The sequence below is a fragment of the Paraburkholderia diazotrophica genome (assembly GCF_038900755.1).
Lineage (GTDB): Bacteria > Pseudomonadota > Gammaproteobacteria > Burkholderiales > Burkholderiaceae > Paraburkholderia > Paraburkholderia diazotrophica_A.
The window spans coordinates 101846-127938 of record NZ_JBBPEN010000002.1; the positions used below are offsets into that span (position 1 = coordinate 101846).

Annotated in this window: 22 protein-coding genes; 13 read left to right on the forward strand and 9 right to left on the reverse strand. The window is 64.0% G+C overall.

Going from position 1 to position 26093, the window contains the following annotated elements; genetic code table 11:
* Positions 1-3 precede the first annotated feature (3 nt).
* The 4 genes from cyoE to AABE10_RS05795 all read left to right on the forward strand — a co-directional run bounded on the left by cyoE (position 4) and on the right by AABE10_RS05795 (position 4678).
* Entirely contained in the window at positions 4-909 is a 906-nt protein-coding gene (gene cyoE / locus AABE10_RS05780) for a heme o synthase (RefSeq protein ID WP_342932352.1), read from the forward strand.
* Between the two features lie 4 nt (positions 910-913).
* Positions 914-1531 (forward strand): SCO family protein, encoded by a 618-nt coding sequence (locus AABE10_RS05785; RefSeq protein WP_342932353.1) that lies wholly within the window; start codon positions 914-916, stop codon positions 1529-1531.
* Between the two features lie 256 nt (positions 1532-1787).
* Positions 1788-3560, forward strand: a complete 1773-nt coding sequence (locus AABE10_RS05790; protein ID WP_342932354.1) for a methyl-accepting chemotaxis protein — start codon at positions 1788-1790, stop codon at positions 3558-3560.
* Positions 3561-3865: 305 nt separating this feature from the next.
* Complete coding sequence (locus tag AABE10_RS05795; protein ID WP_342932355.1) at positions 3866-4678, forward strand: MetQ/NlpA family ABC transporter substrate-binding protein; 813 nt, start codon at positions 3866-3868, stop codon at positions 4676-4678.
* 86 nt (positions 4679-4764) lie between these two features.
* Here AABE10_RS05795 and AABE10_RS05800 read toward each other — a convergent pair whose 3' ends face one another.
* Entirely contained in the window at positions 4765-5688 is a 924-nt protein-coding gene (locus tag AABE10_RS05800) for a bifunctional helix-turn-helix transcriptional regulator/GNAT family N-acetyltransferase (RefSeq protein WP_342932356.1), read from the reverse strand.
* Positions 5689-6057: 369 nt separating this feature from the next.
* Between AABE10_RS05800 and AABE10_RS05805 the strand changes: the two genes are divergently transcribed.
* The 5 genes from AABE10_RS05805 (at position 6058) to nagE (ending at position 13540) form a co-directional block, all read left to right on the forward strand.
* A complete protein-coding gene (locus tag AABE10_RS05805) occupies positions 6058-6792 on the forward strand; it encodes a GntR family transcriptional regulator (RefSeq protein WP_342932357.1) in 735 nt (244 codons plus the stop codon).
* A 133-nt stretch (positions 6793-6925) separates the two neighbouring features.
* Positions 6926-8029 carry an N-acetylglucosamine-6-phosphate deacetylase gene (gene nagA, locus AABE10_RS05810; RefSeq protein WP_342932358.1) on the forward strand — a complete coding sequence of 368 codons (1104 nt, stop codon included), beginning with the start codon at positions 6926-6928 and terminating at the stop codon, positions 8027-8029.
* On the forward strand, positions 8022-9029 hold the full coding sequence (locus AABE10_RS05815; protein WP_342933072.1) for an SIS domain-containing protein: 1008 nt from the start codon (positions 8022-8024) through the stop codon (positions 9027-9029). Before nagA ends, AABE10_RS05815 begins: the two co-directional genes overlap by 8 nt.
* Positions 9030-9042: 13 nt before the next feature.
* Positions 9043-11637, forward strand: coding sequence for a phosphoenolpyruvate--protein phosphotransferase (gene ptsP, locus AABE10_RS05820; protein WP_342932359.1), 2595 nt, complete (start codon positions 9043-9045; stop codon positions 11635-11637).
* Between the two features lie 109 nt (positions 11638-11746).
* Entirely contained in the window at positions 11747-13540 is a 1794-nt protein-coding gene (nagE, locus tag AABE10_RS05825; protein ID WP_342932360.1) for an N-acetylglucosamine-specific PTS transporter subunit IIBC, read from the forward strand.
* A gap of 365 nt (positions 13541-13905) precedes the next feature.
* On the opposite strand, the gene cydX is transcribed toward nagE, so the two are convergent.
* The 5 genes from cydX to rpoH all read right to left on the reverse strand — a co-directional run bounded on the left by cydX (position 13906) and on the right by rpoH (position 18318).
* Positions 13906-14019: a cytochrome bd-I oxidase subunit CydX gene (gene cydX, locus AABE10_RS05830; protein ID WP_342932361.1), complete on the reverse strand. Its 114-nt coding sequence runs from the start codon at positions 14017-14019 to the stop codon at positions 13906-13908.
* A 27-nt stretch (positions 14020-14046) separates the two neighbouring features.
* A complete protein-coding gene (cydB, locus tag AABE10_RS05835; RefSeq protein WP_342932362.1) occupies positions 14047-15183 on the reverse strand; it encodes a cytochrome d ubiquinol oxidase subunit II in 1137 nt (378 codons plus the stop codon).
* A 37-nt stretch (positions 15184-15220) separates the two neighbouring features.
* Positions 15221-16810, reverse strand: a complete 1590-nt coding sequence (locus tag AABE10_RS05840; protein ID WP_342932363.1) for a cytochrome ubiquinol oxidase subunit I — start codon at positions 16808-16810, stop codon at positions 15221-15223.
* Positions 16800-17060 (reverse strand): cytochrome oxidase putative small subunit CydP, encoded by a 261-nt coding sequence (cydP, locus tag AABE10_RS05845; RefSeq protein WP_342932364.1) that lies wholly within the window; start codon positions 17058-17060, stop codon positions 16800-16802. Before cydP ends, AABE10_RS05840 begins: the two co-directional genes overlap by 11 nt.
* A 322-nt stretch (positions 17061-17382) precedes the next feature.
* The gene (gene rpoH, locus AABE10_RS05850; RefSeq protein ID WP_342932365.1) at positions 17383-18318 is read right to left on the reverse strand and encodes an RNA polymerase sigma factor RpoH; all 936 of its coding nucleotides are present in this window, start codon (positions 18316-18318) and stop codon (positions 17383-17385) included.
* A 354-nt stretch (positions 18319-18672) separates the two neighbouring features.
* Between rpoH and AABE10_RS05855 the strand changes: the two genes are divergently transcribed.
* Together AABE10_RS05855 and AABE10_RS05860 are read left to right on the forward strand one after the other, a co-directional pair.
* Positions 18673-19236, forward strand: coding sequence for an acyloxyacyl hydrolase (locus tag AABE10_RS05855; protein WP_342932366.1), 564 nt, complete (start codon positions 18673-18675; stop codon positions 19234-19236).
* Positions 19237-19281: 45 nt separating this feature from the next.
* On the forward strand, positions 19282-19665 hold the full coding sequence (locus tag AABE10_RS05860) for a nuclear transport factor 2 family protein (protein ID WP_087734154.1): 384 nt from the start codon (positions 19282-19284) through the stop codon (positions 19663-19665).
* 145 nt (positions 19666-19810) lie between these two features.
* On the opposite strand, the gene leuA is transcribed toward AABE10_RS05860, so the two are convergent.
* Entirely contained in the window at positions 19811-21469 is a 1659-nt protein-coding gene (gene leuA / locus AABE10_RS05865) for a 2-isopropylmalate synthase (RefSeq protein WP_342932367.1), read from the reverse strand.
* Between the two features lie 543 nt (positions 21470-22012).
* A complete protein-coding gene (ybiB, locus tag AABE10_RS05870; RefSeq protein ID WP_342932368.1) occupies positions 22013-22984 on the reverse strand; it encodes a DNA-binding protein YbiB in 972 nt (323 codons plus the stop codon).
* Between the two features lie 288 nt (positions 22985-23272).
* On the opposite strand from ybiB, the gene AABE10_RS05875 reads away from it, so the two are divergent.
* Positions 23273-23971 carry a fumarylacetoacetate hydrolase family protein gene (locus AABE10_RS05875; protein ID WP_342932369.1) on the forward strand — a complete coding sequence of 233 codons (699 nt, stop codon included), beginning with the start codon at positions 23273-23275 and terminating at the stop codon, positions 23969-23971.
* Positions 23972-24004: 33 nt separating this feature from the next.
* Positions 24005-24649, forward strand: a complete 645-nt coding sequence (gene maiA, locus AABE10_RS05880; protein ID WP_342932370.1) for a maleylacetoacetate isomerase — start codon at positions 24005-24007, stop codon at positions 24647-24649.
* Positions 24650-24772: 123 nt separating this feature from the next.
* On the opposite strand, the gene ftsY is transcribed toward maiA, so the two are convergent.
* Positions 24773-25963, reverse strand: a complete 1191-nt coding sequence (gene ftsY, locus AABE10_RS05885) for a signal recognition particle-docking protein FtsY (protein ID WP_342932371.1) — start codon at positions 25961-25963, stop codon at positions 24773-24775.
* Positions 25964-26093 lie beyond the last annotated feature (130 nt).

Below are 26093 nucleotides of genomic sequence, written 5' to 3' on the forward strand. Positions count from 1 at the left end.
TTCATGGACAGCACAACTCTCCCCCATTCGCCCGGTAGCCGGATTTCCCAATACATTGCGCTGACGAAGCCGCGTGTGACGCAGCTCGCCGTCTTCTGCGCGGTAATCGGCATGTTCCTGTCGACGCCCGGCATGGTGCCGTGGACGGTGCTGATCGGCGGGGCCGTCGGCATCTGGTTGCTCGCGGGCGCCGCGTTTGCGATCAACTGTCTCGTCGAACAGAAAGTCGACGCGAAGATGCGCCGCACCGCGTGGCGTCCGTCGGCGCGCGGCGAAATCACCACCGCGCAAATTCTGGTGTTCTCCGCGATCCTTGGCGGCCTCGGCATGTGGACGCTCTACACGTTCACCAATGCGCTCACGATGTGGCTGACCATCGCCACCTTCGTCGGCTACGCGATCATCTACACGCTGCTGCTGAAGCCCGCCACGCCGCAGAACATCGTGATCGGCGGCGCTTCGGGCGCTATGCCGCCGGCGCTCGGCTGGGCAGCCGTGACAGGTCACGTGCCCGGCGACGCATGGATCCTGGTGCTGATCATCTTCGTGTGGACGCCGCCGCATTTCTGGTCGCTCGCGCTGTATCGCCGCAAGGACTATGAGAACGCCGGTCTGCCGATGCTGCCGAACACCCACGGCGAAAAGTACACACGTCTGCATATCTTCCTGTACACGGTCATTCTGTTCGCCGTCACGCTGATGCCGTTTATCTCGGGCATGAGCGGAATCGTGTATCTCGCATCGGCGGTTCTGCTGGGCGCGGTGTTCCTCGCGTATGCGTGGAAGATTTATCGGGAATATTCCGACGTCCTCGCGCGTAAGACCTTCCGTTATTCGATCGTTTATTTGTCGCTGCTCTTCGCGGCGCTGTTGATCGACCACTATGCGCGCGCCTTGATCGGCGCGTAACACCATGCTCACCAAACGGTTCGCGCGCGTGGCGCGCGTTGCACTCGTCGCGTGCGCGCTCGGCGGCGCGGCGCTGATTTCGGGATGCGGGAAAGAACAGCCCGCGTTCACGAACGTCGACATCACGGGCAACAAGCAGTTCGGCGCCGATTTTTCGCTGCCCGACGCGAGCGGCAAGATGCGCTCGCTTGCCGACTACAAGGGCAAGGTCGTCGTGCTGTTCTTCGGCTACACGCACTGCCCGGACGTCTGCCCGACGACGATGGCCGAACTCTCGCAGGCGCTTCAGCAGTTGGGCCCCGAAGACGCGAAGCGCGTGCAGGTGCTGTTCGTCACCGTCGATCCAGAGCGCGACACGCCGGAACTGATGGCGCAATACGTGCCCGCGTTCAATCCGACGTTCGTCGGCCTGCGTCCCGCCAATCAGCAGCAACTGGAGAAGGTGACGAAGGATTTCCGCGTGTATTACGCGAAAGTGCCGGGCAAGACGCCCGACAGCTATACGATGGACCATACGGCCGCCAGCTACGTATTCGATACCGACGGCAAGCTGCGCCTCTTTGCGCGGGACGGCCAAGGCGCGTCGCCGTGGGTTCACGATCTCAAGCTGCTGCTGGGCTGAGGCGGGACTAACCCGCGGCGCGAAAACCGCATTCCGCGTTTCGGCGATGAAAGGGCTGCACGGTGACGTGCGGCCCTTTTTTCATTCTGCGCCGCACCTGTCTGCTGACGCGCCTCGTTGTGTCCCTCACAAGCCATCTCAAGTCGGCGCGCCAGGCTGCCGTTATCCAGAAAGGCAATCGTTTGCGATCGTGGCGCGTCAACGCCGCGCGCCGGCGATCCGCCGAAGAAGTAACCACACCAAAGAGACCAACACAATGAGCAGGATGAGTCTGAACCGCAAGCTGTGGCTGTCGCTTGCGCTCGTATGGCTGGGTTTGCTGGGCGTCGGATTGTGGAGCGCGGTCGAAACGCGCTCGACGATGCTCTCCGAGCGCAAGGCCGGCATGGTGAACCTCGTCGAAGCGGCGCAAGGCGTCGTCAACGGTTATTACGCACTCGCGCAGGCCGGCAAGATGAGCGAGGCCGACGCGCAGCGCGATGCGCTCGCGCGTCTCGCGACGATGCGCTACGGGGAATCCGGCTACCTCTTCGTGATGGATTCGAAGCCCGTCGTGCTGATGCATCCGACCTTGCCGCAGATGGTCGGCAAACAGGTCGGCGACTTCAAGGACCCCGACGGCAAGCTGCTGTACGTGACGATCGTCGATGCAGCGAAGGCGACGGGCAACGGCTTCGCCGCGTATCGCGGACGTCTGCCGCACAGCGAAGAGGCCGTGCCGAAGATCAGCTATGTCGTGCATTTCACGCCGTGGGACTGGAACATCACGAGCGGCGTGTTCGTGCGCGACATCGACACTGCTTACTACGCGAACCTGGTCGAGCACTTCATCGTCGTGCTGGTGATCGGCGCGGTGATTTCGCTCGCGATGCTGCTCATCATCCGCAACGTGCGCGCGAGCCTCGGCGGCGAACCGCAGGATGCGGCGCGGCTCGCGTCGCGCATCGCGACGGGCGATCTCACGCAGCTCGTGCCCGTACGTACCGACGATTCGTCGAGCATGATGGCCGCGATGAACGAGATGCAAAGCCGCTTGCAGCGCGCAATCGGCGAGATCCGGCAGTCGGCGGAGTCGATAGCCACCGCGACGCAGCAGATCGCGGCCGGCAACGGCGATCTGTCGCAGCGCACTGAGCAGCAGGCGGCCTCGCTGCAGGAAACGGCAGCGAGCATGGAAGAGCTGACGGCGACCGTCAAGCAGAACGCCGACAACGCGCGCCAGGCGAGCGGACTCGCGAACAACGCATCGGAGATCGCGACGAAGGGCAACGAGGTCGTGAATCGCGTGATCAGCACGATGACGGAGATCAACGACAGCTCGCGTCAGATTTCGGAAATCATCGGCGTGATCGAGGGCATCGCCTTCCAGACGAACATTCTCGCGCTGAACGCGGCCGTCGAAGCGGCGCGCGCGGGCGAGCAGGGGCGCGGCTTTGCGGTCGTCGCGGGCGAGGTGCGCAGCCTCGCGCAACGTTCGGCGACGGCCGCGAAGGAAATCAAGCAATTGATCGGCGCATCCGTCGAGCGCGTCAACAACGGCTACACGCTCGTCGAACAGGCGGGCACGACGATGGGCGACATCGTGCAGGCCGTGCGTCGCGTGACGGACATCATGGGCGAAATCGCAGCGGCATCGGAAGAGCAGAGCAGCGGTATTTCGCAAGTGGGCCGCGCGGTGACGCAAATGGATGAAGTGACGCAGCAGAACGCCGCGCTCGTCGAGCAGGCTGCCGCCGCGGCCTCGTCGTTGCAGGATCAGGCGGTGCGCCTGCGACAGGCGATCGGCATGTTCCGGGTGAACGGCAGCGAAGCAGCCGTTGCGTCGAAGACGGTTGCGTCGGCGGCGCAGAAGTCAGCGCCTGCCGTCGCGAAGGCGCCGTCCGCGCCCGCCGCTGCCGTGACGAAAGCCGCACCGGATGCGGCGCCGCGCGTCGCGACGAAGCCCGTTGCGAAGCCCGCTGCAAAGTCCGCCGAGCCGCCGCGTCCGGCAAAGATCCAGTCTTCCGACGACGACTGGACGACGTTCTGACCAGTTGCGCATCCGTCGATCGCAATCATCGTTGCCGGACTGAAGGCGGCTGTGGTTGCGATCGACGATCGCGCTGCTGTGGTTCTTCGCGAACACGCCTTTGCGAGCGCTCGTCACGTAGCGGAACCTTCGCGCGCGGCAGGGCGCGCTGCATGCGCATACCCGTGCGCATACCCATATGCGATCCCTGTATTTCACATCGCTGCTCGCCTGTGAGACCATTTCAGGCTCGACGGATCGTGAGCAACACCCGGTCGCCCGCCGTCGGATGCGAGTCTGAAACAAGGCAGTCAAGAGAGAATCACATGCAGCGCAGAACACTCATCAAGGTTTTTTCCGCGGCGCTCGCTTCGGCGGCACTCGTCACCAGCTTCGGCGCGCGCGCCGACGACAAGGTCATCAAGGTCGGCACGATCAGCGGTCCCGACGCGCAAATCTGGTCGGTTGTGCAGAAGGTCGCGAAGCGCGAAGGCCTGAACGTCAAGGTCATCGAGTTCAACGATTACGTGCAGCCGAATGCCGCGCTCGACGCCGGCGATCTCGACGCGAACAGCTTCCAGCATCAGCCGTATCTCGACAGCCAGATCAAGCAGCGCGGCTACAAGATCGTCAACGTCGGCCTGACGTACATCTCGCCGCTCGGCATCTATTCGAAGAAGCTGAAGTCGGTGAAGGATCTGCCGCAAGGCGCGAAGGTCGCGGTGCCAAACGATCCGTCGAATGAAAACCGTGCGCTGCTGCTGTTGCAATCGCAAGGCGTGATCAAGCTGAAGGCGGGCGCGGGCACGAACGGCAGCAACGCGACGCCGCTCGATGTTGCCGACAATCCGAAGAAGGTGAAGCTCATCGAACTCGATGCCGCGCAACTGCCGCGCTCGCTCGCCGACGTCGACGCCGCCGCCATCAACACGAACTTTGCGCTGGCCGCGGGCCTGCAGCCGACGAAGGACGCGATTGCGCTCGAAGACGTGCACAGCCCGTACGCGAACCTGATCGCCGTGCGCACGAAGGACAAGGATCAACCGTGGGTGAAGAAGCTGGTCGCCGCTTACCAGTCGGAAGACGTGCGCCAGTTCATCAAGACCGAGTTCAAGGGATCGGTCGTGCCGTCGTTCTAAGCGGGGCAGTCGACCTGTCGATGTGTAAAACGCCACGGGAAACCGTGGCGTTTTTTTATGCTCAGGAAAGGCCAGCAAGCGTGCGCTTACAGCGCGCGTTCCCATCGCTCGATCACGAGATCGCGCCCGAAGCGCCGCTCGGGCGTCGCCGACGCCAGCGAGAAACCCGTCTGAATGAAGAGGCGCCGTGCATCGTCGAGCGTGCTTTCGCTTTCGATGCCTAGCGCGCGATAACCGGCGCGCTTCGCAAAGCGCAAAGACTCGTCGATCAGCTGCGTGCCGACGCCGAGTCGCCGCACGTCCGGCTCGACATACAGCGCGCGCACCTGTGCCTGATCATCCGACGCAGCCGCGACCAGCGCCGAGCCGACGATCAGGCCGTCCTGTTCGGCGATCCAGCAGTTCTCGCGCCGTGCATCGTGGCGCTGCGCGAATTGCCCGATCTGCTGCGCGATCAGCGCCTCGAACGTGTGATCCCAGCCGTGGCTGGCCGCGAACAGCTGCGCCTGTCGCGAGATCAGCAAGCCGTAATCGCCCGCTCGCGGCGCGCGCAGCGTGACGATGCTGCGCCGTGGCCGCTCGTCGAGCAGCCGCTCGATCAGCTTCATCGCGCCGACCAGTTGATCTTGCGATTGCGGCGCAATGCGGGACAGCACGGCGGAGACTTCGTCGACGGCGGCGGCATCGAGCGGCCGCCAGGCGGCGAGTCCTTCGTCGGTGAGCGAGACGAGCGACTGGCGTGCGTCGACTTCCGACGGGCGGCGCGAAATGAAGTTGCGCCGCTCGAAGCTCGAGAGCAGACGGCTCAGATAGCCGCTATCGATGCCGAGGTTGCGCGCGAGCGCGGCAGCCGTCTGATGCTGGCCGCGCGAAAGCTCGTGCATCACGCGCACTTCCGTCAGCGAAAACGGGCTTTTCTGCAAATGCTCGTGCAACACGCCGATGTGCTGCGTGTAAAAGCGATTGAAATGGCGGACGGCTTCCGCCCGGACTGTAGCGGGATCATTCACCGTGTCCGTTCCCCGTAGTTGCTTGTCATTCGTTCACCGCGCTTATGTGTCTGTCGATCGGTTGATAGCGCCCGAATTCCGGAGTTTGCACCAGATTGTTAATTAAGAGGTATGACATTTGCGGCTTAACGCACGCAACTTGACAGACGATTGGCGGACACCAATCGCGCAACTGGTCTCATATACGGGTATGCCCTAATGCCAGATCGGTGTCAGTTGGAATCCGCTTAATTCGCACAGTGCCTTTTGCGACAAGGGTTTAGTCGAGACAGACCAGCTAGATACCAGCTCGTTGACTGGTATTATGGTGGTTATATAATGGGCTCCGATTTCGTAGGCCATCTTCCTCACGATCCTCGACCGAGCCCTATGGAAACCCGTTGGTCCGCCCTGACACCCGACGCCCACAACGTCACCCCGCTGTACCTGCAACTCGCCCGCAATCTGGCGACGGCGATCCATTGCGGCGTATGGTCGGCGGGGGAAGCGCTGCCGTCGGAGCGCACGTTGTCGGATGCGATCGGCGTGTCGCGCATCACCGCGCGCAAGGCGATTGCGCTGCTGGTCGAGCAGGGTTTGATCCGGCGGGCGCGCGGCGCAGGTAGCTTTATCACGCCGCGCGTCGAAGATCCGCTGTCGCGTCTCACGGGCTTCACGAAGAAGATGGAGCAGCGCGGCTTCCGGCCAGATTCCGTTTGGCTCGAGCGCGAAATCCGCGCCGCGACTCGCGAAGAGATCGTGCATCTGGGCCTGTCGCCCGGCGCGTCCGTCGCGAGCCTGCGCCGTCTGCGGCGCGCCGACGGCATCGTGATGGCCGTCGAGCATTCGTCGCTGCCCATTTCGATCGTGCCCGAGCCACAGGGGATTGGCGGCTCGCTCTACAGCTATCTCGAGCGGCGCGGCGCGCCCGTCGTGCGCGCGCTGCAACACTTTCGCGCCGTCAACGCATCGAGCGAAATCGCGTCGCTGATGGATATCGATCCGGGCAGCGCACTTCTGCTGATTACGCGCGTCGGCTACAGCGCCGACCAGCGCGCCATCGAACTCACGGACACCTATTGCCTGGACGACTACTACGATTTCGTCGCCGAACTGCGGCTGTGATCTGCGCGCATGCACGGCGACGAAAGCGCGAATGAAAGCGGGCTCGATGCACGACGTGCAAAACAGCAGGACGCACGAAACCCACGCGGCACGAATCAGTCACGCACTGGATAACGCAACATCAGAGAGACTCATGCTGACCGGAAACATACTCACCCCCGAAGGCTGGATCCACGGCACGATCGAATTCGAGAACGGCCGCATCACGGCTATCAAGGGCGACGCCGTCGATCCGTCGACGAACGACGCGCCGTACATCCTGCCCGGCTTCATCGATCTGCACGTGCATGGCGGCGGCGGCGCCGACGTGATGGAAGCGGGCAACGCGATCGAGGCGATCACCCGCACGCACGCGCGCTACGGCACGACGAGCCTGCTCGCGACGACGATGACCGCGCCGCGCGACGAACTGATGAGCGTCGTGGCGGACTTGGGCGACGTCGCTCGCAACCGCGTGCCCGGCGGCTCGCGCGTGCTCGGCGTGCATCTCGAAGGGCCGTACATCAACCCCGGCAAGCTCGGCGCGCAGCCTGACGCGGCCGTGTCGGCGGTGCTCGACGAAGTGCTGAAGTATCTGTCGATCGCACCGATTCGCGTCGTCACGATCGCGCCGGAAATCTCCGGCCACATGGACATCATCTCGGAGATCGCCGCGCGCGGCGTGCGCGTGCAGCTCGGCCACTCGCTCGGCACCTACGACGACGCCGTCGCCGCGATGAAGCACGGCGCGCGCAGCTTCACGCACCTGTTCAACGCGATGTCGCCGCTGCATCACCGCAATCCGGGCATGGTCGGCGCGGCGCTCGCGCATGCCGAGTACGCGGAAATCATCCCCGATCTGCTGCACGTCCATCCGGGCGCGATCCGCGCCGCGATGCGCGCGATTCCGCGTCTCTACGTGGTCACGGACAGCACGTCGGCGACGGGCATGCCCGACGGCGAATACCGCCTCGGCAGCCAGCACGTCACGAAGTGTCTCGGCGGCGTTCGCCTGGCCGACGGCACGCTTGCAGGCAGCACGCTGACGATGGATCAGGCGCTGCGCAACCTCGTATCGCTCGGCCTGCCGATGGCCGACGTTTCAAACCGTATGTCGCGTTACGCCGCCGACTATCTGGGCCTCGAAGACCGCGGCCGTCTCACACGTGGAGCGTGGGCCGATGTCGTCGTGTTCGACCGTGAGCTGGCGCTGACGGCGACCTTCGTCGAAGGAGAATCGATTGTCGAATATGCTTAAGGAAGCGCTGGCGTCCGCCGACGTGGTCGCCGCGCAACTCAACGATACGTCGCGCGTCGAAGCGCTCGCCGCACGGCTCGCGCAAGAGCCGCGCCATGTCGCGCTGACGGTCGCGCGCGGCAGCTCGGATCACGCGGCGAGTTACTTCGCATCGCTGACGATGAGCCGCATCGGACTGCCCGTCGCGTCGCTGCCGATGTCGGTCGCGACGCTCCAGCAGGCGCCGCTGAAAGTGCGCGGCCAGCTTGCGCTCGGCTTTTCGCAATCGGGCAAGAGCCCCGATCTGGTCGGCACGATGCAGGCGCTGCGCGACGCGGGCGCGCTGACCGTGGCTGCCGTCAACGTGCCCGGCTCGCCGCTCGAAGCGGCATGCGAGTTCTATCTGCCCCTTGTCGCCGGTCCCGAGCTGAGCGTGGCGGCCACGAAAAGCTACATCGCGATGCTGTCGGTCTCTGCGCAACTCGTCGCGCATTGGCAAAACGACGAAGCGCTGCTCGGCGCGCTGAAGTCGCTGCCCGATGCGCTCGCGCGTGCGGGCGCGCTCGACTGGTCGAAGGCTGTCGACGAACTGCGCGACGTCGAACGGATGATCGTGATCGGTCGCGGCCTCGGTCTCGCAATCGCGCAGGAAGCGGCGTTGAAGCTGAAGGAAACGTCGGGCATTCAGGCCGAGGCGTTTTCGAGCGCCGAAGTGCGTCACGGTCCGATGGAACTGATCGACCGCGACTATCCGCTGCTCGTGTTCGCGCCGCGCGGGCCGGAGCAGGCGGGCCTGCTGCAACTCGCGCGCGACATGCAGGCGCGCGGCGCGCGCGTGCTGCTCGCCGCGCCCGGCGACGTGCCCGAAGCCGCATTGCCGCTCGTATCGACGGAGCATGCCGCGCTCGATCCGATTGCCGCAATCCTTTCTTTCTACGTGATGGCTGCCGGCCTTGCCGCCGCCCGCGGACGCAATCCCGATGCGCCGCGCCATCTGATGAAAGTCACCGAAACTCATTGATCGAGAGATGCAGATGCGACGTGTCGAGGAGTCCGTTTTGAAGAGCCATTCCGAAGGCCAAATTGTTCTGCTGGCGCCGATGACGGGGCCCGTCGTCCCGCTCGCGAGCGTGCCCGATCCTGTGTTTTCAGGCGGCATGTTCGGCGATGGAATCGGCATTGATCCACTGGAAGGCAAGCTCGTCGCGCCGTGCGACGGCGTTGTGATGCATCTGGCGCGCACGGGCCATGCGGTCACGATCACGACGGAAGAAGGCGCCGAAGTGCTGCTGCATATCGGTATCGATACCGTCGAGCTGAACGGCAAGGGTTTCGCGCCGATGGTCGAACAGGGCGCGAAGGTGCGCAAGGGCGACGTGCTCATCGAGTTCGATCAGGATACGGTCGCGCGCAACGCGCCGAGCCTCGTGTCGGTGATCGCGATTGCGAATTCCGATGCGTTCGAAATCGTCGAGCGCGCCGAAAGCGGCACGTTGAAGGCAGGCGAATCGCCGCTGCTGACGCTGCGTGCGCGAGACGGTCATGCCGTCGCGGCGTCGCGCGCGGCATCGAGCGTCAGCGAAGAAGCGCGTCAATCGATCGTGCTCACGCATGCGGGCGGCCTGCATGCGCGTCCGGCGGCGCGTGCGCGCGAAGCGGCGCGCGGTCTCGATGCGCGCGTCGAAGTCCGCTTCGAGGGCAAGAAGGCGGCGATCGAAAGCGTCGTCGGTTTGCTGGGGCTGGGCGCGGGGCAGGGCGCGGCGGTCGAGATCGTCGGCATCGGCGCGCAGGCTGCGGCGGCCGTCGAGGCCGTCGCGCGCGAACTGACGCGCGAGGCGCACGGCGAAGCGGAAGAAAAGCCGGCGCGCGAGATATCGCCCGTGCCCGTTGCGGCTGCGCCCGTGCCGTCAGCCGGCGGCGCGCCGATTGCGCCGAACACGCTCGCGGGCGTGTGCGCGGCGCCCGGCATTGCCGTGGGCAAGCTGTTGCGCTGGGATGACGCCGACATCGATCCGCCGGAGACGACGGCCAACACGCCCGCCGCCGAAAGCCGCCAACTCGACAAGGCGCTCGCCGCCGTCGATGCCGAACTGAACACGACCGTGCGCGACGCTTCGCAACGCGGCGCGCATGGCGAAGCGGGCATTTTCGCGGTGCATCGCGTGCTGCTCGAAGACCCGACGCTGATCGACGCGGCGCGCGACCTGATCAGCCTCGGAAAGAGCGCGGGCTTCGCGTGGCGCGAGACCATTCGCGCGCAGATCGACGTGCTGTCGAAAGTCGACGATGCGCTGCTCGCCGAACGTGCCGCCGACTTGCGCGACATCGAAAAGCGTGTGCTTCGCGCGCTCGGCTACTCGAACGTGGCTGCGCGCTCGCTGCCCGACGAAGCCGTGCTGAGCGCGGATGAATTCACGCCGTCGGACCTGTCGTCGCTGGATCGCACGCGTGTCACGGCGCTCGTGATGGCGCGCGGCGGCGCGACGTCGCACGCGGCGATCATCGCGCGCCAGGCGGGCATTCCCGCAGTCGTCGCGCTGGGCGACGCGCTGCATTCGATCGCCGACGGCACGCAGGTCGTGGTCGATGCGACGGCGGGCCGTATCGAGTACGCGCCGAGCGCGCTCGATATCGAACGCGCTCGCGCCGAACGTCAGCGCCTTGCCGGCGTGCGCGAAGCGAATCGCCGCACGTCGCAGCAAGCGGCCGCGACGAACGACGGTCGCGCGATCGAAGTGGCCGCCAACATCGCGACCCTCGACGACGCGACAGCCGCTGTCGAAAACGGCGCGGATGCCGTCGGCCTGCTGCGAACGGAACTGCTGTTCATCCATCGCCAGGCGGCGCCGACCGTCGACGAGCATCGTCAGAGCTATCAATCGATCGTCGACGCGCTGCAAGGCCGCACGGCCATCATCCGCACGCTCGACGTCGGCGCTGACAAAGAGGTCGACTATCTGACGCTGCCGCCCGAACCGAATCCGGCGCTCGGCCTGCGCGGCATCCGTCTCGCGCAGGTGCGCCCCGATCTCCTCGAAGACCAGCTGCGCGCCCTGCTCGCCGTTCAGCCGGCGGGGAAGGTGCGCATCATGTTTCCGATGGTGACGGACGTGGGTGAACTCGTGCGTCTGCGCAAGCGGATCGACGAGCTCGCCGCCGAAAGCGGCCGCACCGATAAGATCGAAGTCGGCGTGATGATCGAAGTGCCGTCGGCTGCGCTGCTGTCCGATCAGTTGTCGAAGCACGCGGATTTCCTGTCGATCGGCACGAACGATCTGACGCAATACACGCTCGCGATGGACCGCTGCCAGGCCGATCTCGCCGCGCAGGCGGACGGTCTGCACCCCGCCGTGCTGCGCCTCATTTCGGTCGCGGTGCAGGGCGCGGAGAAGCAGGGCAAGTGGGTCGGCGTATGCGGCGCGCTCGCCGGCGATCCGCTCGCGGTGCCGCTGCTCGTCGGACTCGGCGTGAGCGAACTGTCCGTCGATCCCGTGTCCGTGCCGGGCATCAAGGCGCGTGTGCGCAAACTCGATTATCAGTTGTGCCGTCAGCGCGCCCAGGACGCTCTGTCGCTCGAATCGGCACAAGCGGTAAGAGCCCTGAGCCGCGAACTCTGGCCGCAAGACTGATTGCGCTTGCGTCGCAACCGGTCTGAAAGGGCGGAACTCGTCGGCTCGACATTTTCAACCTGCAAATAAAGCAACGACTCACATACGAGACAAAGGAGTGGAGGTATCAATGGATGGAAATCCGTTTCTGAAGATTCAGCGCCTTGGCCGCGCACTGATGCTGCCGATCGCGGTACTGCCCGTGGCTGGCCTGCTGCTGCGCCTGGGTCAACCCGATGTGTTCAACATCAAGATGATCGCCGACGCCGGCGGCGCGATCTTCGACAACCTGCCGCTTCTGTTCGCGATCGGCGTCGCTGTCGGCTTCGCGAAGGACAATAACGGCGTTGCGGCACTGGCGGGCGCGATCGGCTATCTGATCGAAGTTGCCGTGATGAAGGACATCAACGACAAGCTCAACATGGGCGTGCTGTCGGGGATCATCGCCGGCATCGTCGCGGGGATGCTGTACAACCGGTACAAGGACATCAAGCTGCCCGACTACCTCGCGTTTTTCGGCGGCAAGCGCTTCGTGCCAATCGTCACCGGGGTGGCGTGTCTGGTGCTCGGCATAGTCTTCGGCTACGCGTGGGCGCCCGTGCAGGGCGCAATCGACGCCGCCGGCCACTGGCTGACGACGGCAGGCGCGATCGGCGCATTCGTGTTCGGTCTGCTGAACCGTCTGCTGCTCGTGACGGGCCTGCATCACATCCTGAACTCGCTCGCATGGTTCGTGTTCGGCACGTTCACGCCGCCGGGCGGCGCGGCCGTGACGGGCGACCTGCACCGCTTCTTCGCGGGCGACCCGACGGCGGGCACGTTCATGACGGGCTTCTTTCCGATCATGATGTTCGGTCTCCCCGCCGCGTGTCTCGCGATGTTCCATGAAGCGCCGAAGGAGCGCCGCGCGGTGGTCGGCGGCCTGCTCTTCTCGATGGCGCTGACGTCGTTCCTGACGGGCGTGACCGAGCCGATCGAGTTCAGCTTCATGTTCCTCGCTCCCGTGCTCTACGCGATCCACGCGGTGCTGACGGGCCTGTCGCTCGCGATCTGCTCGGCGCTCGGCATCAAGCTCGGCTTCACGTTTTCGGCGGGCGCGATCGACTACGTGCTGAACTACGGCCTGTCGACGAAGGGCTGGGAAGCGATCCCCATCGGCCTCGCCTATGCCGTCGTCTACTACGGCCTGTTCCGCTTCTTCATCCGCAAGTTCAACATGGCGACGCCGGGCCGCGAGCCGGACACGGCTGATGCTGCCACCGATTCCTACGCGTCGGCCGGTTATGTAGCGCCCGTCGAAGGCGCGGCGGCGAAATCGTCGACGCGCGCGCAGCGCTATATCGCGGCGTTGGGCGGCGCGGCGAATCTGTCGGTGGTCGATGCATGCACGACGCGCCTGCGTCTGTCGGTCGTCGATTCGGACAAGGTGTCGGAGAACGAACTGAAGTCGATCGGCGCGCGCGGCGTGCTGAAGCGCGGCGCGGGCGCTGTGCAGGTCATCATCGGACCGGAAGCGGACATCATCGCCGATGAAATCCGCGAGACGATTGCGAGCGGCGATGCGACGGCGGCTGTCGTTTCGGCTGCTTCGTCGGCTGCGTCGTTAGTGGCTTCGTCAGTGGCTTCGGTGAGCAACACGGCTATGGCTGACGATGCTTCTGCTGCGGCGGGCAATGGTCCGCTCGATCCGGACCCGCTGCGCTGGCTTGCCGTGTTCGGCGGCGCGACGAATATCGCCTCGCTCGAAGCGGTGGCGGCGACGCGCCTGCGCATCGTCGTGCGCGATCCGTCGGCTGTCGATCGCCAGCGACTCGACACGCTGAACGTCGCGTGGGTGTCGACGGATACATTCCATATCGTCGTCGGCGATTCGGCGCAGCGTTACGCGCAGCAACTGTCGACGCGTTTGACGGCTACGGCTTGATGTTCCTGGCAGTCTGAGTGTTTTGCGATAAAAAATCGGCGCCCCTTGGGGCGCCGATTTGCTTTGTGCGCCCGGCACGTGTGCAACCTTGCGGGAGTAAGTCCTGCCGTGAGTTCGCGACAGCAAACGAAGCGAAGCGCAACTGCGCGAGGGCGGCGGGCGTGGGAGCGGGTAGCCGCTACGACTGCTCCCTGTCACGATTGCGGGCGCGATGCGCCAAATGTCGATCGCCTATCGGCGCCGCGGAGGTCAAGATCACCTTTCATGGAATGGATCATGTTCCCAAACGTCTTGCGGTCATGGCCCAGCATTTTCGCCGCATAGTTTGATTGTTCACGGCGTCACCGCATGCATCTCCCTACAGATCACCGCTCACCCGCGTCGACATCAGCGGCATGATTCGCTTCGAGCCACATCACATTGATGATGCCGAACGCGAGCGCGAGGCCAATCCCGAGAATCCAGCTGAAGTACCACATGATTTGCTCCTCTTGGCGAGTCGTGCGTCAGTACATCGAGTGATGGTTTTGCTCGATTGCTTCGGCGGTCACTTTTCCGCGCATCACGCGATACACCCAACTCGTGTAGATGAGCACGATGGGCAGAAACACGATCACCGCGATGAGCATGATCTGCAGCGTCATCTGGCTCGATGTCGAATCCCAGACGGTGAGACTGCTGCGGCCATCCAGCGACGACGGCATGATGAACGGAAACATCGAGAAGCCTGCCGTCAGAATGACGCCGATCACCATCAGCGACGTCGACAGAAACGCCGTGCGCTCGAAGCGCGAGTTCGCGAGCACCAGCGCGAGCATGCCGCCGATGATGCCGGCCAGAGGCGCCGCGATCATCCACGGATACAGCGAATAGTTCGTGAGCCACAGGCCGGGCGCGCCGATCACGTTTTTCAGCAACGGATTCGCGACGGTATCGAACGGGGCTGGGTCGATGATCTGATAGCCGCCGATCAGCGTCGCGACCAGCACGCCCGCGATCAGGAACAGCGCGACGGCGGTGAGCGACGCGATGCGCAACGCGACGGACGCGCGCCGTGCCACGATGCCATCCGCTTTCATCTTCACGAACGCCGCGCCGTGCGCCGCGAGCATCGACACGCTCAATAGTCCGCACAGAAGCGCGAACGGGTTGAGCAGCGCGAAGAAGCTGCCGTGATAGGTGACGCGCAGTTCCTGATCGAACGCGAACGGCACGCCTTGCAGCAGATTGCCGAACGCGACGCCGAACACCAGCGCGGGCACGAAGCCGCCCGCGAACAGCGCCCAGTCCCACGCGCTGCGCCAGCGCGGGTCATCGCGTTTGCCCCGGTAGTCGAAGCCGACGGGGCGGAAGAACAGCGCAAACAGCACGAGCAGCATCGCAAAGTAGAAGCCCGAGAACGACGCCGCATAGACGAGCGGCCACGCGGCGAACATCGCGCCGCCAGCCGTGATGAGCCACACCTGGTTGCCTTCCCACGTCGCGCCGACGGTGTTCACGACGATGCGCCGCTCCGCGTCCGTCTTGCCGATGAACGGCAGCAGCATGCCGGCGCCCATGTCGAAGCCATCGGTGAGCGCGAAACCGATCAGCAGTACCCCAATGAGCGCCCACCAGATCAGTTTGAGAGTTGCGTAATCCATGGCGTGGTATCCCTCGATGCAAGCGTCTCGATGCCGTTCATGCGGCCGTGTTCGCGCCGACCGTGGCCGTCTCGGTCCGCTCGTGGTGATAGCGGCCCGTGTGCAACGACGACGGACCGAGCCGCGCATACTTGAACATCAGCGTGATCTCGATGATGAAGAGCGCGGTGTAGAACACGACGAAACCGGCAAGGCTCAGATACAGATCGCTCGCCGTCAGACTCGACGCGGACAGCGACGTCGGCAGAATGCCCGCGATGGTCCACGGCTGGCGTCCCAGTTCGGCGACGACCCAGCCGAATTCCGCCGCCAGCCACGGCAGCGGAATCGCCCACACGGCCCAGCGCAGGAACCAGCGCCGGTTGTCGCGCAGCAGCGTGCGCTGTGCGCAGAAGAAGAACGCGAGCACGAATGTCGCGAGGAACAGCAGCCCGAGACCGACCATCAGCCGGAGCGACCAGAACACGGGCAGAATGGGCGGGACCGTTTTCTTCGCGGCCTGCCTGATCTGATCGGCGGAGGCGTCGGTGACGTTAGCCGTGAACTGCCTGAGCATCAGGCCGTAGCCGAGATCCTGCTTGTGCGCGTCGAACGAGGCGCGCGTTTGGTCGCTCGTATCGCCCTGCTTGATCTTTTGCAGCGCGCCATACGCGATCATGCCGTTTCTGATGTGCGCTTCGTTGCGCGTCATTAGTTCCTTGAGTCCGACGACGGGTTCGTCGAGCGAACGTGTCGCGATGATGCCGAGCGCGAAGGGCACACGCAATGCGTAATCGGTGCGCTCTTCCTGCTGATTCGGGATGCCGAAAATCGTGAACGACGCGGGCGGCGGCGCGGTTTCCCATTCGGATTCGATCGCGGCGAGCTTCATCTGCTGGACTTCGCCCGTCGTATAGCCCGATTCGTCGCCGAGCACGATCACGCACAGCGTTGACGCGAGTCCGAAGCCCGCTGCGATCGCGAACGAGCGCAACGCAAACTCGGTGTCGCGGCGCTTGAGCAGATACCACGACGACAAGCCGAGCACGAACATCGACGCCGTCACATAACCTGCCGATACCGTGTGCACGAATTTCACCTGCGCGACCGGGTTGAAGATCACGGCGAAGAGGCTCGACAGTTCCATGCGCATCGTTTCGTAGTTGAACTCGGCGCCGACGGGATTGTTCATCCAGCCGTTCGCGATGAGAATCCAAAGCGCGGACAGATTCGAGCCGAGCGCGACGAGAAACGTGACCATCAGATGCTGGACGCGGGACAGCCGGTTCCAGCCGAAAAAGAACAGCCCGACGAAGGTCGATTCGAGAAAGAACGCCATCAGCCCTTCGACGGCGAGCGGCACGCCGAAGATGTCGCCGACGTAGTGCGAGTAGTACGACCAGTTCGTGCCGAACTGGAATTCGAGCGTGAGCCCCGTCGTGACGCCCATCGCGAAGTTGATGCCGAACAGCTTGCCCCAGAACTGCGTCATGTCCTTGTAGATCGGCTTGCCCGTCATCACGTAGACGCTCTCCATGATGACGAGCAGCCACGACAGTCCGAGCGTCAACGGTACGAAGAGAAAGTGATACAGGGCCGTAACGGCGAACTGCAGACGTGAAAGGTCGACGACATCGCTAGCGGGCATGGTTGTCACCTTGGGACGGGGGCGAGGCGGGCACGGAAAGCAGTGCCTGGGCGACCTGGGCGGGCGGCAGCGACATGTGCTGCGCCTGCGGATGATCGAAGAATGCGAGCTTGAGCGAGAGCAGAAGCGCGAATTTGACGGCGAGGACGATAGCGATATCGCGTGCGAAGGTCGGGCTGCGGGCCCACGCGACGATGCGGCTGCCGGGGGCGCGGCGTGAAGGATTCCTATGATTGAACGTTATGGCCATGATCGGTTGGAAACGACATCGCGCCGGATGCTCCGGCAGGACCCAGCGCCTCACACAGCCGCACTGGCGCATGCATAACGATTGTAGGAATGGTCTGTCGGTTGGAGGCGCGTCATCGCGTCGCGAGCCCGGCAATGCTTCACCACTAATAGGCCAGGTTCCACATCAGGTCAAGGCGAGTGCCCGGCGGCGAGTCGCGGTGACTCAGCTTTCGACGATGGAAATAAAAAGCCCTGCCTTCTTTCGAAAGGCAGGGCTTGGTGCGGGTTCGATGCGGCGGCTTTCCGCCGCCCGATGCTTCTCTGACTGTTTCTCTCTAAGGTTACGCGTACTCGGCCAGCGCGGTGCGCATCTTCTTCATCGCGCTAGCTTCGATCTGACGGATGCGCTCAGCCGACACGCCGAATTCATCGGCGAGTTCGTGCAGCGTCGAGCCGCCCGAGCCGTCGTCTTCGACCTGCAACCAGCGCGCTTCGATGATGCGGCGGCTGCGCGGATCGAGCGACTCCAGCGCGCTCGCGATACCGTCGCTTTGCAGGCGGTCGCGCTGGCGTGCAGCCAGCACGGCCGTCGGCTCGTTGTGCGAATCGGCCAGGTAGGCGATCGGGGCGAACGCTTCTTCGCCGTCCTCGACCTGTCCTTCGAGCGCAATATCGCCACCCGACAGACGCGTTTCCATCTCGGCCACTTCCTCGCGCTTCACGTTCAACTCTTTCGCGAGACCGTCGATCTCGTCCGGCGTGAACGACTGCAACCCTTGCTTGTGGCTGCGCAGGTTGAAGAACAGCTTGCGTTGCGCCTTGGTCGTTGCCACTTTCACCGTGCGCCAGTTGCGCAGGATGTATTCGTGGATCTCAGCCTTGATCCAGTGCATCGCATACGACACGAGGCGCACGTTCTGCTCCGGGTCGAAGCGCTTCACCGCCTTCATCAGGCCGATGTTGCCTTCCTGGATCAGGTCGGAGTGCGGCAGACCATACCCGAGATAGTTGCGCGCGATCGACACGACCAGCCGCAAATGCGACAGAACGAGCCGGCGAGCGGAGTCGAGGTTGTTGTGCTCGCGGTATTCGGTGGCGAACTGGCGCTCTTCTGCCGGCGTCAGCATCGGAATCCGGTTCACGGCCTGGATGTAGGCGTCGATATTGCCCAGTTGGCCGGGCAGAAGAGAAGCATGCGAGAGCGTCAGCGCACCTGCCGAACCGGCCTTGGCCGACGACGGGCTCAGAGTACTCGGAAGGGTCAATGTGTTGCTCACGTAGCAAACTCCTTTATTCAGACAAAAGTCCGGCAAAGCCAGACCACGATGGATGTTAGCACTCTCGTATGCTGAGTGCTAATACTTAGAGCCGATAGGGGCATCCAAGTTCCCGACTGTCTATCGAAACTCGCATGTCAATAGCATTGTACCTCGTCTGCTAGTTCTCTACCGAACGCGTAGCATCCATCGCCTGAAGCAGGAAATCGCAATCATCAGTAAGATTTTTTCGGAAACGGAAGCAATTATTTGCGACTCTTTGGTTGTTTTTAAAGGGTCCGATAATTGCTGCTGTCTCTAAAATGTTGCTGCGCGATTTTGCCGCTCGACCCTTGAAATCTCAGTGGACACACGATGGAAGAAAAGAACAAGGCTTGGTGTGGTCTGGTACTCAGTTGCGCTGCGGCGGCCGCGCTTTTGGGCGTGTGCGGTCCGGCTTTCGCGGACCAGTTTGGCGTGCAGATCACGGGCGCTCTTGCCGATCATCATGTACGCAAGCTCGATCTGGGCTTCGTCTGGGACCCGAACCTGACGTGGTGGGAAATCGGCGGCTGGCACTTCGCGCTGATCGGCGAAGCGCACGCAGCGTGGTGGCACACGGACGAAGGCAACGTCCACGACAACATCGGCGAATTTGGTGTCACGCCTGTCGTGCGGTTCATCAAAGGCTCGGGAGCGTTCCGGCCGTTCGTCGAGGCGGGCGTCGGCGTTCGCGTGCTGACCAGTCCGCGAATCTCTTCGACCTTCACGATGGGCTCTGCGTTCCAGTTCGCCGACATGGTGGGCGCGGGCGCGCAATTCGGCTCGCATCAGCAGTATCAGCTCGGCTACCGTTTTCAGCATGTCTCGAACGGCGGTATCAAAGAGCCGAATCCTGGTATAAATTTCCACCAGGTTTACGTGCAGTACAACTTCTGACGACGGCCGCCGTTGCGAGCGCTGTCGTCCTTGGGGGCGAACGCGATGGCGGCAAAAGTGATCGAGGCGATTCGCGGGCTGGAGCGCGATCGCTTTCGCGCGATGGTCGAAGGCAACGGGCAGCAGCTCGACGCGCTGCTCTCCGACAACGTCATTTACGTCCACACGAACGGCAAGCGCGAGTCGAAGCAGCAGTTCATCGATGCGATCACGGCCGGGCGCCGCCGCTATCGGCAGATCGAGATCCAGTCTCAGGACGTGCTGCCCGTCGGCCGCGAGACGTGCGTAGTCACGGGACGCGCGTTGATCGAGATGGAGGCCAACAGCGGCGCGCTGCTCTTTCCGATCGCTTACACCGCGATTCAGGCCCAAGAGGACGGAAAGTGGCGGCTGATCGCCTGGCAGGCGACGCGTTGCGCAATCGAGTGACGCGGATCCCGCGATCCCTCTGTTCCTGACGGCGCCGCCTCGTGGGCGGCCCGTGCGCGCCGCGGTGATCCGAACCGTTGGCGCTGGCGTTTTTCTGCGTTCCCGCTCGTGTGTCCGTCCCGATGTCTCTACGTCAGTCCGGCTACTACGCAGCAACGCGCCGGTCCGCCGTTGGCCATCCGGCTCGATTGACGCCGCTGACTACGGCATCGACGACGGCAGTCATTTGGTCGTCCGCGACGCCGACGCCATGCCTGATCGGCTGCTCGCCGACACGGCAACCGACGAACACCGCCGTGCGCCCGTCCGTCGTGCGCACGGTCTCGAACGACGTGATTTCGATGGGCTGCTTCGCCGCCGCTGCCATTTCCTGCGCGACAGCCTTTGCATACGCCTCGTGACCGTCGACGCGCGTCGCCGCCGTCGCGGGCACGCCGATCTCGCGCTTGTTCCAGCGGACCGTCGATCCGTTCACGCGCTGCGCCGGTCCTTCAGCCTCGTAGTATTCGCGCGCGAAGAGCGCGCAGATCGCGTCGCCCGTCACTTCTTCGCCCGACTGGTCGGCAACCGTCTGCACGGCGTGGCTGAATTCGATCTGCACGCGACGCGGCGGCGCGAAGCCCATGCCGCGCTCGAGCAGATACGTCGCGCCGCCCTTGCCGGACTGGCTGTTCACGCGAATCACCGCGTCGTAGCTGCGGCCGACGTCGGCGGGATCGACGGGCAGGTATGGCACTTCCCACACCGCGGCCGCCTTCTGCTGCGCGAAGCCCTTGCGGATCGCGTCCTGGTGCGAGCCGGAAAACGCCGTGTAGATGAGATCGCCCGCATACGGATGGCGCGGATGCACGGCAATCTGGTTGCAGCGCTCGACCACGCGCCGCACTCCGTCGATATCCGAGAAATCGAGCTTCGGGTCGACGCCCTGCGTGTACAGGTTCATCGCGAGCGTCACGATGTCGACGTTGCCCGTCCGCTCGCCGTTGCCGAACAGGCATCCTTCGACGCGGTCCGCGCCGGCCATCAACGCGAGCTCGGCCGCCGCGACGGCCGTGCCGCGATCGTTATGCGGATGCACCGACAATACGATGCTGTCGCGGTAGCCGAGATTGCGATCCATCCACTCGATCTGATCGGCGAACACGTTTGGCGTCGCGGCTTCGACGGTGGCGGGCAGATTCACGATCATCTTGTGGTCGCGCGTCGGGCGCCACGTCTGCGCGACGGCGTCGCAGACTTCGCGCGCGAACGGCAGCTCGGTCATGCTGAACGTCTCCGGCGAATACTGATAGGTCCAGTGCGTCTGCGGGCGGGCATCGGCGTGCTCGCGAATGATCCGCGTGCCCTCGACGGCCAGCGCCTTCACCTCTTCCTTCGACTGGTCGAACACGATCTTGCGGAACGACGGGCAGATCGCGTTGTAGAGATGGACGATCGCGCGCGGCACGTCTTGGAGCGCCTCGAACGTACGCGCGATCAGCTCTTCGCGCGATTGCACCAGCACTTCGATCGTCACGTCGTCGGGAATGCGCTTTTCGTCGATCAGCTTGCGGATGAAGTCGAAGTCCGTTTGCGACGCCGACGGAAAGCCGACTTCGATCTCCTTGAAGCCGATCAGGACGAGCATCTCGAAGAACTCGGTCTTTTGCCCGATGCTCATCGGCTCGATCAGCGACTGGTTGCCGTCGCGCAGATCGGTGCTCATCCAGATGGGCGCGCGCTCGATCGTGCGACTGGGCCACTTGCGTCCCGTCAGGCGGACGGCGGGGAAGGGACGGTATTTCTCGGCAGGGTTGCGCAACATGGTGAGCCTCGTTCGTTTCGTTTAGTCGTGTGCTGGGTGATGTGGCGTCGAGCGGCTGGCGGGCTGCCACGGATGCACGTCCCGCAAGCCGGGCGCTAGCGGGAGCAACGAACGGGCGCGGACGAAGAACGTCATCGGGACGACGACGAAGGCAACGATCGGTACTGAAGCCCATGCAACGTGCATTTGACCCTCGCGATTCGTCCGAGCGGTAAACGGACGAATACAGACGACTACAGGTTTTGAAGGAACTACGGACTGGGGTGAAACAGGAACTATGGGAACTGCTTCGGAGGACCGCGCGAGCCGCTCTGACGACTGCGTGCGGCGCTACGCCTGGCTTACGCTAGACGTAGCGATAGAGGCCGCGCTAGGCGGCCGAGGGTAATTCGGAGGGTGTTCGGGTGAGAACGCATTTTTTAAGAGTAAGCGAGGCCGCGCGTGGCTGTCAACACGCCGCGGCCTTACGATGCTTTTCTGAGTGCGCTCGCCGCGGCCATCCGCGGCGGTTCGCAGCTTGCGTGAAGCCGCTGTTTGCCTCCATCAGGCGGCCTTCCTGGCGATGTCGACGATCAGCTCGACCTGGCGCGTGATCGCGGCCGGCACAGGCGCTTCGCCACGCAGAACGGACTCGATCCACGCCGCCGTCGTAGGCGCGTCGCGGCCTTCGGGCAGTTCGACTTCGGGCGCACCCGGCGACGAGCGCTCGGCGGCGACGCGCGTTTCGCAGATGCCGTCGTGCAGCCAGTCGATCTGCACCTGGCGGCGTGTATCGGCGACCGCTTCGCCTTCCGTGCCGCGCGCAAGCAATGCGCCGCCAATGGCCGCGTCGGGATGCGAGACGAATAGCTGCGTCAGACTTTCACGGTACGGCGGATGCGTGTAGTTCACGAGCCGCAGACCTGCGGGCGCGAACGGCTGAAGGATCTTCACGAGCGTATGCGTCGAGTTGCGCACGCCCATCCGCCGACGCAGCGACAGCAGCCGCGCGAGCTTCGGCGCCAGCGTTTCGATGGGCGCGAATGCGATGCGCCGGATCGCGAGGCCCGTTTCGATGTCGGCGTGCGTTTGCGCTGGCGCGACGTCCAGATGGGCGAAGATTTCCGCGCTGGTCACGCGTCCGGGGTCTTCCGTCACGCCGTGAACCAGCACGGGCACGCCTTCGCGCGCGAGTAGCGACGCGAGCAGCGGCACGAGGTTCGGCTGCTTGCGCGCGCCGTTGTAGCTCGGGATCGAGACGGCCTGATGCACGTCGTGCGTCACGTTGACGGGCGCGAACGACGCATGGGCTGCCGCCAGCATGGCGGCCAGCTCATCGGCGGATTCCCCTTTCACGCGATACGCGAGCAGAATCGCGCCCAGTTCCAGGTCGGACACGCGGCCGTCGAGCATCGCGGCGTAGAGCGCATGCGTGTCGCCGGGTGTGAGCGCGCGCGCGCCATTGGGGCCGCGCCCGATTTCCTTGATGAATCGGGCGCAGGGGAAAGGAGCGGCAGTGTCGGTGAAATCGGTCATCGGGCAAATCGGTTCGTGGAGACAGCGCGCAACGAGGCTTCGCATTGGCTCGTGAGCGAGCGGGCGCGGATCGCGTGGCGTGGGCCGTTTGGTTCTGGTTCAGTCCAGTATCGCACGCTGCGCATGCCTCCAGAATTCGAGCAAATTGCCGGCCTGCATCGAACGTTAAAGCATGGCTGCGAGGCTCGCCACCTGGCCATTCGGCCAGGCTACGCGCGTGATGGTGTCGCGTTACACTCAATGCTTCGCCGCGTCGGGCGGCTCAACCAATAGAAGACGGAGAACGGAATGGGTTACGTGTTTGCGCCAGCGCCGGTGACGGCAGTGCCGGTCGTCGGATCGGACGATCAATTCGCGGTGCGCCGCATTTACTGTGTCGGCCGGAACTATGAGGCGCACGCGCGCGAAATGGGCCACGATCCCGATCGCGAGCCGCCGTTCTTCTTCGCGAAACCCGCTGATGCCATTCTGTACGTGGCGCCTGGCGCGACGGGCGAATTCACGTATCCTGCGCAGTCGAAGAATGTGCACTATGAGATGGAGCTTGTCGCGGCAATCGGCAAGGCGGGCAAGAACATCTCCGCCGATAAAGCGCTCGACCACGTCTACGGTTACGCCCTCGGCCTCGACATGACGCGCCGCGACCTGCAGGCCGAGGCGAAAAAGCTGGGCCGTCCGTGGGACACGGCAAAGGGCTTCGACCAGTCGGCGCCGCTCGGGCCGATTCATCCCGTGTCGAAAGTCGGGCACGTCGGCGAGGGCGCGATCTGGCTCACGGTCAACGGCGAGGAGAAGCAGCGTTCGGATGTGTCGCAACTGATCTGGTCAGTCGCGGAGACGATCGCGTATCTGTCGACCTTCTTCGAGCTGCAACCGGGCGACCTGATTTTCACGGGCACGCCGGAAGGTGTCGGCGCGATCATGCAAGGCGATCTGATGAAAGGCGGCGTGGACGGGTTGGGCGAGTTCAGCGTACGCGTCGTTTGATGATGTAGAAGTGAGGTTGGGGAGGACAACACAATGAAGCTGTATAGCTACTTTCGCAGTTCCGCGTCATATCGCGTGCGCATTGCGCTGAACCTGAAGCACCTGCCGTACGAGTATTTGCCGGTGCATATGCTGCGCGATGGCGGCGAACAGTTCAAGCCCGAATATCGCAAGCTCAATCACGATGCCGTCGTGCCTACGCTGGTGGACGACGGCACCGTGCTGACTCAGTCGATCGCGATCGTCGAGTATATCGAGGAGACGCATCCAGAACCGCCGCTGCTGCCGTCAAATCCCGCCGACCGGGCGTATGTCCGCTCGATCGCGTTGCAGCTCGCATGTGAGATTCACCCGTTGAACAATCTGCGCGTGCTGAAGTATCTGAAGCGCACCGTCGGCGTGAACGACGAGGTGAAGGATGCGTGGTATCGCCACTGGATCAGTTCGGGCTTTGCGGCGCTCGAAGAATATCTGGTTGCGGACGGGCGCGCGGGCAAGCTGTGCTTCGGCGACACGCCGACTCTGGCGGATATCTGTCTCGTGCCGCAGGTGTTCAACGCGACCCGCTTCAATGTCGATATGAGCCCATATCCGACTATCCAGCGCATCTGCGAATATGCGAACACGCTCGATGCGTTCGCACGTGCGGAGCCCGGCGTGCAGCCCGACGCTGAATAAATCAAGGCCTTTGAGCGGCCTGTTATCGCGATACCCGAACGGTGAGCGCAACAAAAAGGGCGTCATGCGAACACATGACGCCCTTGGTGCCGGATGCATCACCAGCCTTAGCGGCCTGACACCTCAACCCAGCAACGCATCCGAGAACTCTTCGGCGCTGAACGGCTGCAAATCCTCGACTTTTTCGCCTACGCCGATGAAATACACGGGCACTGGCCGCTGCCGCGCGATCGCTGCGAGAATGCCGCCCTTCGCGGTGCCGTCCAGCTTGGTCACGATCAGGCCGGTGAGCTTCAGCGCATCGTCGAATGCCTTGACTTGCGCGAGCGCGTTCTGACCGGTGTTCGCGTCGATGACGAGCAGCACCTCATGTGGCGCACCGTCCATTGCCTTGCCGATCACGCGCTTCACTTTGCGCAGCTCTTCCATCAGATGGAGCTGCGTCGGCAGACGGCCGGCCGTATCCGCCATTACCACGTTGATCTTGCGAGCGCGCGCCGCGCCGACCGCGTCGAAAATCACGGCAGCGGGATCGCCGCTTTCCTGCTGCACGACCGTCACGTTATTGCGCTCGCCCCAGATCGCGAGCTGTTCGCGCGCTGCGGCGCGGAACGTATCGCCCGCAGCCAGCAGCACGGACTGGTTGAAGTTCTGCATGTGCTTCGCCAGCTTGCCGATGCTCGTCGTCTTGCCGGCGCCGTTCACGCCCGCGATCATCATCACGGTCGGCTGGTAGTGGCCGAGCGTCAGTGACTTTTCGAGCGGCTTCAGCAGGTCGACGAGCAGTGCGCGCAGCGCGCCCTTGACCTGCTGCGGGTCGGTAAGGCGCTCGGCGCGCACTTTTTCGCGCAGCGCTTCTAGCAGATACTCGGTCGCGTCGACGCCCGCGTCGGACATCAGCAGCGCCGTCTCCAGTTCTTCGTACAGTTCTTCGTCGATCTTCGTGCCGACGAAAATGCCCGTGATGCTCGAACTGGTCTTCGACAGGCCGCTCCGCAGACGCGTGAGCCATGTGCGCTTCGCTGCCGCTTCGGGTTGCGGCGGCGGGATGATTTCGACTGCCTCCTCTGCGTCTTCGAAGTCGGCGGCGCTGGGCACGTAGTCGGGGTCGAATTCGGGCGCGTCGGCCGAGTCGGGCACCGGCCGCGCGTCACGCGCGGGCTTCGACGAAGCGGCGGGCGGTCCAGAAACGGCGGGTGCTTCGGGTGCGGCGGCGTCCTGCGTATCGACGTCGTCGCCGGAATCGGTCTGCGACGCCTCAGGCGTGCCGTCGGGCGTCTTCGAACCCTTGAATCGTTTGAAAAAGCTGAACATGGTCTGAGCTGCGTGAGAGTGCGCTGGATTCCCGCTATTTGCCCGATGGCGCGTGGCGACGAACGTCGACGCGTCGGTTCTGGCGGCGGGGCATGGCAGTGCGGGATGCGAGGCGCTGGAAGCCCGACAT